The 7,937-nt window shown below is 70.8% G+C and carries 8 protein-coding genes; 4 read left to right on the plus strand and 4 right to left on the minus strand.

The window, feature by feature from the left end; genetic code table 11:
* Positions 1-669: 669 nt before the first annotated feature.
* The 3 genes from ACFU0Y_RS15590 to ACFU0Y_RS15600 all read left to right on the plus strand — a co-directional run bounded on the left by ACFU0Y_RS15590 (position 670) and on the right by ACFU0Y_RS15600 (position 2,444).
* Entirely contained in the window at positions 670-1,464 is a 795-nt protein-coding gene (locus ACFU0Y_RS15590; protein ID WP_380215446.1) for a glycoside hydrolase family 26 protein, read from the plus strand.
* 387 nt (positions 1,465-1,851) lie between these two features.
* Positions 1,852-2,031, plus strand: a complete 180-nt coding sequence (locus tag ACFU0Y_RS15595) for a monooxygenase family protein (RefSeq protein WP_380215459.1) — start codon at positions 1,852-1,854, stop codon at positions 2,029-2,031.
* Complete coding sequence (locus ACFU0Y_RS15600) at positions 2,028-2,444, plus strand: monooxygenase family protein (RefSeq protein ID WP_380215448.1); 417 nt, start codon at positions 2,028-2,030, stop codon at positions 2,442-2,444. The genes ACFU0Y_RS15595 and ACFU0Y_RS15600 overlap by 4 nt, the downstream gene beginning before the upstream one ends.
* Here the strand turns inward: ACFU0Y_RS15600 and ACFU0Y_RS15605 are convergent.
* From ACFU0Y_RS15605 to ACFU0Y_RS15620, 4 genes are all read right to left on the minus strand, one after another.
* Positions 2,390-2,659, minus strand: coding sequence for a hypothetical protein (locus ACFU0Y_RS15605; RefSeq protein WP_380215449.1), 270 nt, complete (start codon positions 2,657-2,659; stop codon positions 2,390-2,392). The two genes, ACFU0Y_RS15600 and ACFU0Y_RS15605, sit on opposite strands and share 55 nt — an antisense overlap.
* Before the next feature lie 129 nt (positions 2,660-2,788).
* Positions 2,789-4,546 carry a BCCT family transporter gene (locus ACFU0Y_RS15610; RefSeq protein ID WP_380215451.1) on the minus strand — a complete coding sequence of 586 codons (1,758 nt, stop codon included), beginning with the start codon at positions 4,544-4,546 and terminating at the stop codon, positions 2,789-2,791.
* A 124-nt stretch (positions 4,547-4,670) separates the two neighbouring features.
* Entirely contained in the window at positions 4,671-5,288 is a 618-nt protein-coding gene (coaE, locus tag ACFU0Y_RS15615; RefSeq protein ID WP_380215453.1) for a dephospho-CoA kinase, read from the minus strand.
* A gap of 44 nt (positions 5,289-5,332) precedes the next feature.
* Positions 5,333-7,054 carry an alpha-amylase family protein gene (locus ACFU0Y_RS15620; protein ID WP_380215455.1) on the minus strand — a complete coding sequence of 574 codons (1,722 nt, stop codon included), beginning with the start codon at positions 7,052-7,054 and terminating at the stop codon, positions 5,333-5,335.
* An 89-nt stretch (positions 7,055-7,143) separates the two neighbouring features.
* Between ACFU0Y_RS15620 and ACFU0Y_RS15625 the strand changes: the two genes are divergently transcribed.
* Positions 7,144-7,863: an IMPACT family protein gene (locus ACFU0Y_RS15625; protein ID WP_380215457.1), complete on the plus strand. Its 720-nt coding sequence runs from the start codon at positions 7,144-7,146 to the stop codon at positions 7,861-7,863.
* The last annotated feature ends 74 nt before the right edge of the window (positions 7,864-7,937 follow it).

Consider the following 7,937-nt stretch of genomic DNA (forward strand, 5'->3'; position numbering starts at 1 on the left):
GGACCACCACGACGTGATCAGCCGGCCGGTCCTGATCCAGGACAGCCTGGATCGTGGTTCCGATGCTTGCGGACTCGTTGTAGGCAGGCACCAGCACAACGATTTTCATTCGGCCCCCCAGCCGTGAATGTGCAGGGGCCATGCAGATAATCCCACCGCCCCCACGGTGTGAACAAGAGGCGGCGCCGTCGCGAGAAGTGCCCACTTCTCCGCGGATCGCCGGAGCCCCCTGCTCCCGAACTACCCTCAACTATGCTTAAGCAATTATTTACTGGCAAGTATTACTTGATGTGTCATCAGCCATAGGGGGGGTGGCGCCGAGGGGTCGAGAAGTGTTCGGGCTCCAGGACTCCGATCAGTCCTGACTAGACTCGGCGCACCATGATGACTCCTGGTTCGGCGCATGGAGCGTCTCCCTCGACGCAACCGCGCCGCGAACTCGGTAGCCGGCCGACGCGCCGCGCGTTGTTGGCCGGGGTCGGGGCGCTGGTGCTCACCGGATGCGGCAGCCCCGCAGAGCCGGAGTCCGCTCCTCCTCCGCCCCGCACCCGTCCCCTGGAGCAGGGAGTCTGTCTCCCCGGAGGCCCTCTGGATCACGCGGGCGTGCGCGGATACACGGCCATGGCCGGGTCCCCGGCGCGGTGGATGCTGTTGTTCTGCGATTGGTCCGTGGCGCATCCGCCACTGCAGACCCTCGATGCGGCCCTCGAGCACGGGGCGGTGCCCGTCCTGACCTGGGAACCGTGGCGTGCTCCCCGGACCGATGAGCAATCCTCCCCCGCGGTGCAGCAGCCCGGCTACAGCTTGTTCGCCATCGCCGCCGGAGACCACGACGAGCACATCCGCACCTGGGCGCAGGAACTGCGTCAGTGGGATCGTGACGTCGTGCTGCGCTTCGCCCACGAGATGAACGGCGACTGGTACCCGTGGGGCGCCGGCGTGCAGGGGAACACCGCGGAGCACTACGTGCAGGCCTGGCACCACGTCCGCAACGTCTTCGACACCACCGGCGCCGACAACGTGCGCTGGTGCTGGGCGCCCAACGTCCCGAACGGTCTCACGACCGAGAACTCCAGCACCCTCGCGGACTTCTTCCCCGGCGCCGCCGCCGTGGACCTGCTCGGACTGGACGGCTACATCTGGGGTCCGACCGGACCGATCGGCTGGATCGGGGCGCCGGCCCTCTTCCGGACCGGGATCCGGGAACTCCGCACCCTGGACACCGGCCTGCCGATTCTGATCACCGAGACAGCCTCAGCAGAAGCACCCGACAGCGCTGCGGCCAAAGCCGCCTGGATCACCGAGCTCTTCGCCTACGCCGATTCCCAGGGCGACGTCCGTGCGATCATCTGGTTTCATCTCGACAAGGAGCTCGACTGGCGCATCGACTCCTCGCCTCGATCTCAGGCCGCCTACCACCACGCCGTGACACGACTCCGGCAGCACCCCGGCAACGGGACCTGACGCCACCGCTCACCTCCACGTGGTCCGCAGGCAACAGGCCTGGTGTCCCGGGGCTTCGAAGCCGTCGTCGAGGACAGCGGGAGGCATTGCGCTGCGGCGAGGATCGACTCCGCTCGTCCCGGACTCCGTGAGGTCGACCGAGAACGCCGGGAAGACCCCCCCGACGACCAAGACGCAAACCGTCCACCCCTCGGCGTGCGAGACGCAGGCGGCGATCGTCGACGGCCGGAGCGTGTGAAGGATCAGCGCCGACGACTGTCAGAGCGGGACGTCATCGGCGGGCCTCAACGATCGGCAGCTCGAACAGCCGCTACGCCCATCCGGGGGCAGCTCACGGCCAAGGTCGATCCGGACCGTGTGGCCCACGCCTACGACGGTGAGGAGCTGGTGGTCTTCCTCATCGGCTGGCGCATCACGACACCGCGGCGTGTACGCCAGGGGTGGCCGGTCCTCGGCGCGATGCCCCCGATGCTCGAGGAACTGTCCCTGGACCCTGACTCCGGCCTCATGGGTATGGGACGACCGTCGGCGCGGGCGGCACGACGATCATCCAGTACTGGAACTTGACGCGGGAGCTTTACGCCTACGCCTCCCAGCCCCACGCCCGGCATCGGCCCGCCTGGGCGACGTTCAACCGACTGGCCCGGAAAGCGTCGGCCACTGTGGGCATTCGGCACGAGACGTTCGTGGTCGCCCGCGCCGAGTCCGTCTACGTCGGCATGCCTCCTAGCGGACTGGCCGAGGCCACCACCACCGTTCCCGTGACCGCCCGCTCCGACCGGGCCGTCGACCGGTTGACCGACCGAGCCCGCCGCGACGACACGGCCCCCGAGCCGCCTGCCGAGAAGAGGCCTCGCATCGGTCCCTCCAGGGCACCACGGAGTCCCACTCCGGACGAGCCCATGCCCCGTCCTGCTGGGGCCGGTCAGTTGCGCGAGCTGCCGGTGTTCGTGCCCTCGCCGGAGTCGTCCCGGTGGTAGAGGTACTCGTTGCCGTGCTCGTCCTTCTCCACGTAGAAGTGCTCCTGGACCTCCTGGTACCAGGTCTGGGCGGCGTCGCTCATCCTCTCGCCCTCCTGCGCCTGGTCGGTCCGGTCCCCCGGCCCGTAGACGCTCATGGCGATGGCGTTGAGCCTGTCGAGGATGCGGTGCCGCTGCTCGCCGTCCTGGTTGGTGTTCTGCCTGTTCCGCGCCATGACGTCCCCCGTCGACCACTGTGATGGTGGTCACCATTCTAGCGCTCCGTGGCGGGCGGGGTCGGGCCCACGGGCTGTTGTGACGCCGGTGGGCCCGGTGGGCCCGGTGGGTCCGCGGTGCCGGCGCGGCTACTCGATGTCGCGGATCTGCTTGAGCGAGCCGGTGCTCGTGCGGTACTGCCGCACGTAGTCGGGCTGCTCGGGGTGGTCGATGGCCGGGGCGTTGGCCGGCTCCGAGCCGTGCACGTAGTCCGGGGCCACGACGATCTCCTCGTCCACCTCGGCACCGGTGGAGGTGCGGCGGTGGAACTCCTCGGGCGGCAGCACCCGGCGCCACTGGCGGGTGGGCAGCACGCCCACCTCCCCGGCGTCCTCGCGCAGCGCCCGGAGGAGGGAGTAGATCATCAGGTACCCCAGCACGAAGAACGGCAGGCCGATGAGGATCGCCACGTTCTGCAGGGCGGCGAGGCCGGTGGCACCGGTGGCGGTGAGCAGGATCGCGGCGATGAGGCCGATCGCGATCACCCAGAACACGCGCTGGTGCACCGGGGACTCCTCCTCGTGACCGCTGCCCATGGTGTCCATGACCAGGGCCGCGGAGTCGATCGAGGTGATGAAGAAGAGCACCACGATGAGCACGCCCACGGCGGAGGTCACCGTGGAGAGCGGGAAGTTCTCGAGGAAGACGAACATCGCGCCGGGGATGTCGCCCTCGTCGACCACGGCCTCCACGAGCCCGCCCTCGCCGTTGAGCTCGATGTCGAACACGCCCATGCCGAAGATCCCGAACCAGATGACGGAGAAGAGCGTGGGAAAGGCCAGCACTCCGGAGACGAACTGGCGGATGGTGCGGCCGCGGGAGATGCGGGCGATGAAGATGCCCACGAACGGGGACCACGTGATGGTCCACGCCCAGTAGAAGACGGTCCAGCCGCTCTGCCACCCGGTGTCCGCGAGGGAGTCGTTCCAGAAGGCGAGCGCCGGCAGCATCGACAGGTACGTGCCGGCGGACTCGACCATGCCCTTGAGCATCAGCACGGTGGGGCCGGAGATGAGGATGAACACCAGCAGCGCGATGGCGATGAGGATGTTGGTGTTGGACAGGCGCTTGATGCCCCGGTCCAGACCGAGGGCCACGGAGACCGAGGCGACGAGGCTCACGGCGGCGATGATGAGGATCTGCGAGAGCGCGGACTCGGAGATCCCGAAGAGCCGGGCCAGGCCGCTGTTGATCTGCATGGTGCCGAGCCCGATGGAGACGGCCACGCCGAAGAGGGTGCCCACGATGGCGAGGATGTCGATCAGCCGCCCGATGGGTCCGTGGATGCGCTCCCCCAGCAGCGGCTGGAACATGGAGCTCACCCGCGGTGGCAGGTTGCGCTTGTACATGAAGTAGCCGAAGGCCAGTGCCGGGAGGGCGAAGATCGTCCAGGTGTGCAGTCCGAAGTGGTAGAGCGTGAAGCCCATCGCCTCGGTGGCGGCCTCGGTGGAGGAGGGCTCCACGCCCTGCCGGGGCGGGTTCGCGAAGTGGTTCACCGGTTCCGCGACGGCCCAGAACATGAGGATCGTGCCGATGCCGGCGGCGAACAGCATCGAGAACCAGGACAGGTTGGTGTGCTGGGGCCGTTCGTCGTCGGCCCCGAGGCGGACCTGCCCGAAACGGCTGACCATGAGATAGACCAGGAACAGCAGGAAGACGGTCACGCCCAGGATGTAGAACCAGCCGAGCTGTTCGATGACCCAGGTGGAGCCGTCCGCGAAGACGGCGTCCATGAAGTCCGTGAACACCAGTGTCAGCACCACGAACGCGGCGATCACCAGCGCCGAGCCGAAGAAGATGGTGGGACTGGTCCGCAGTCGCATGGAGTCGTGCAGTCTGTTCAGCATCGCCGTGCCTCCCCGGCTGCCCCCGGCCCCGGACGAGCGGACGGCCGCCGTTTCTCGGTTGTGCGCGTCAGTGGTGTGCGTCGATGGCTACGACCCTACCGCGTGGTCGCCCGGGCGTGGAGGTTCAGCCCGCGGGCGGCGTGGGCGCCAGCCGCGGCTCCACGTGCCACTCCCACCACGCGTCGACGCGGTCCAGCAGCCGCTGCACGGACCCGTCGTTGATCAGCACCGTGCTGGAGACCGCTGCCCGCTCCTCGTCGGTGGCCTGGGCGGCGATCCGGGCGCGGGCGTCGGCCTCCGTCATGCCACGGTCCTCGACCATCCGCCGCACGCGCTCCTCCACCGGGGCCTGCACGGTGAGCACGAGGTCGAAGCGCCCGTGCTGGCCGGTCTCCACGAGCAGGGGGATGTCCTCGACCAGGACGGCGTCCTCCCCCGCCGCGGCGGCGAGCCGCTCCGCCTCGGCGCGGACCAGCGGGTGGATGATCGCGTTGAGCCGGGAGCGCGCCTCCGGGTCCGCGAAGACGCGGGCGCCGAGCGCGCCCCGGTCGAGGCGCCCGTCCGGGGTCAGCACGGAGGACCCGAACTCCTGGACGATCCCCTCGAGGCCGGGCCGGCCCGGCTCCTGCAGGGCGCGCGCGATCGCGTCGGCGTCGACCACGGTGGCCCCGAGCTCCATGAGCCGCCGGGAGACCGTGGACTTCCCCGAGGCGATCCCGCCGGTGAGGCCGATGGTCAGCATGGGACCATGCTAGCGGCCGGTCGCGGCCGGGCCCCGCCGGGCGCTCATGCCTCCCCGGCGCCGGCCACGGTGGTCATGACGTCCGGCAGCGTGCCCGGCCCGTGCGCCCGCTGCACCCGCAGCCAGCGGTAGCCGTAGCCCTCCAGGGCCAGCTCCGCCGAGGAGTCGGCGTCCAGGGTGCACGTCCCGTCCCCGAGCAGGTCCAGCAGCTCGGTGCCCGCCGCCTCGTCCGGCAGCCGCAGCGGGACCGTGGTGGGCTCCGCGGAGAGGTTGTGCAGCGCCACGATCCCGGAGCCCTCCCACGAGCAGCGGTGGGCCAGCACCTCCCGGTGGGGCTGGTCCAGGACCTCGGCGGGCCCCCAGGCAAGCTCGCTGCACTCCCGGTAGCGGCGGGCCAGGCCGGTGACGAAGTGCAGCAGGGAGTCCGGGTCCCGCTTGGCGTCGGCCACGTTCACGTGCTCCGGTCCGAACTCCCCCTCGACGACGGGACCGGAGAGGTCCGCGGCCTCGGCGGAGGAGAAGCCGCCGTTGCGCCCGGAGGTCCACTGCATGGGCGTGCGCACGGCCATGCGCCCCTCCGCGGCGAGGTTCTCGCCCATCCCGATCTCCTCGCCGTAGTACAGCACCGGGGTGCCCGGCAACGAGAAGAGCAGCGAGTAGACCATCCGGATGCGCTGCTGGTCCCCCTGCAGCATGGGCGGCAGCCGCCGGGTGAGGCCCCGGCCGTAGACCTGCATGCGCTCCTCGGGCCCGAAGGCCGCGAACACCTCCTCCCGCTCGGACTCGGAGAGCTGGTCGAGGGTGAGCTCGTCGTGGTTGCGCACGAAGTTCGCCCACTGGGCGTCCTGCGGAATGTGCGGCCGGTTCCTCAGGGCGGTGGCCAGCGGCCCGGCGTCCTGGCGGGCCAGGGAGAGGTAGAGACTCTGCATGGCCACGAAGTCGAAGATCATGGTCAGCTCCCCCGCGTCCTCGGTGCCGAACAGCTCGAGCTGCTGCTGGTAGGGCAGGTTGACCTCGCCCAGCAGCGCGGCCCGGCCGTTGCGCCGGTTCGCGAACTTGCGCAGCGAGCGCAGGAACCCGTGCGGGTCCGTGAACCCGTCCCGGTTCTCGAAGTCGTCGCCCTGGCCGAGCGTGAGCAGCTGCGGGATCCCGTCCACGCGGAAGCCGTCGAGGCCCAGGTGCAGCCAGAAGCCGACGACCTTCGCGATCTCGTCCCGCACCTTGGGGTGGGCGAGGTTGAGGTCCGGCTGGTGGCGGTAGAACCGGTGCAGGTACCAGTGCCCGGTGGTCTCGTCCCGGGTCCAGACGCCGCCCTCCTTGTCGGGGAACACGGCCTTCTCCGACGTCTCCGGCGGCTCGTCCTCCCGCCACACGTAGTAGTCGCGGTACGGGCTGTCCGTGCTCGAGCGGGAGGCCTGGAACCACGGGTGCTGGTCGGAGGTGTGGTTGACCACGAGGTCCGCGATGACGCGCAGCCCCCGGTCCTGGGCGGTGCGCACGAGCTCCACGAGGTCCCCGAAGCTGCCCAGCCGCCGGTCCACCCCGTAGAAGTCGGTGATGTCATAGCCGTCGTCCCGGTTCGGCGTCGGGTAGAACGGCATGAGCCACAGGCAGGTGACGCCCAGCTCCGCGAGGTAGTCCACCCGCTCCGCGAGCCCGGCGATGTCGCCGACGCCGTTGCCGTCGGTGTCCAGGAACCGCTCGACGTCCACGCAGTACACGACGGCCTGCTTCCACCAGAGGTCGGAGGTGTCGGCGATGCGCATGAAGGCTCCCTCGGTCGCGGATGCTCCCCTGTCTAGCACCCCGCCCCGGTGCCGTCGAGGGCCCGAGGGGCCCGGCCTAGAGTGGGGGCATGGATCCGGACCCCCTGCTCAGCCGCGCCGCCCGGTACACGACGCTCGCCGCGGGCACGGAGGCGGTGGCCGAGCTGGAGATCCGGCGCTCCCGCTTCCTGGCGGTGCTGCGGCGGGCGTCCACGGAGGCCGAGGCCCGGGCGCTGGCGGAGGAGCTGCGGCGGGGCTTCCACGACGCCCGCCACCACTGCTCGGCGTTCGTGCTGGGCCCGGACCGGGACGTGCAGCGCTCCTCGGACGACGGCGAGCCAGCCGGCACCGCGGGTCTGCCGATGCTCGAGGCCCTCGTGCTGCGCCGCACCGGCACGGACGCCGCCGGCCGCGACGTCACGGATCTCTCCGACGTGAGCGCCGTGGTGGTCCGCTGGTTCGGCGGCACCCTGCTCGGCGCCGGCGGGCTGGTCCGCGCCTACTCGGAGGCCGTGTCCCAGGCCCTCGACGGCGCGTCCCTGGTGGCCCGGCGTCGGCAGCGCCTCTACCGGCTGGCCGCCTCGCACGCGGACGCGGGCCGGATCGAGAACGAGCTGCGCGCGGCCGGGGCCACGGTCCTGGACACCGCCTACGGGGCGGCCGGCGCGGAGCTGGGTCTCGCCGTGGACGACGACGACGCGGCCGTCGCCGCCCTGCGCTCCCGCGTGGCCTCGCTGACCGCCGGCACCGGGGAACTGCGCCCCGACGGCACGGACTGGGTCGACGGCCTCCCCGCGGCGTCGCGCTGAGCCGTGCCCGGGTCGCCCTCGCGGGGCCACGACCCCGGACAGCACTGCGGCCCCCGTCCCTCGGAAGGGGCGGG

The organism is Kocuria sp. NPDC057446 (genome assembly GCF_042802875.1).
Lineage (GTDB): Bacteria > Actinomycetota > Actinomycetes > Actinomycetales > Micrococcaceae > Kocuria.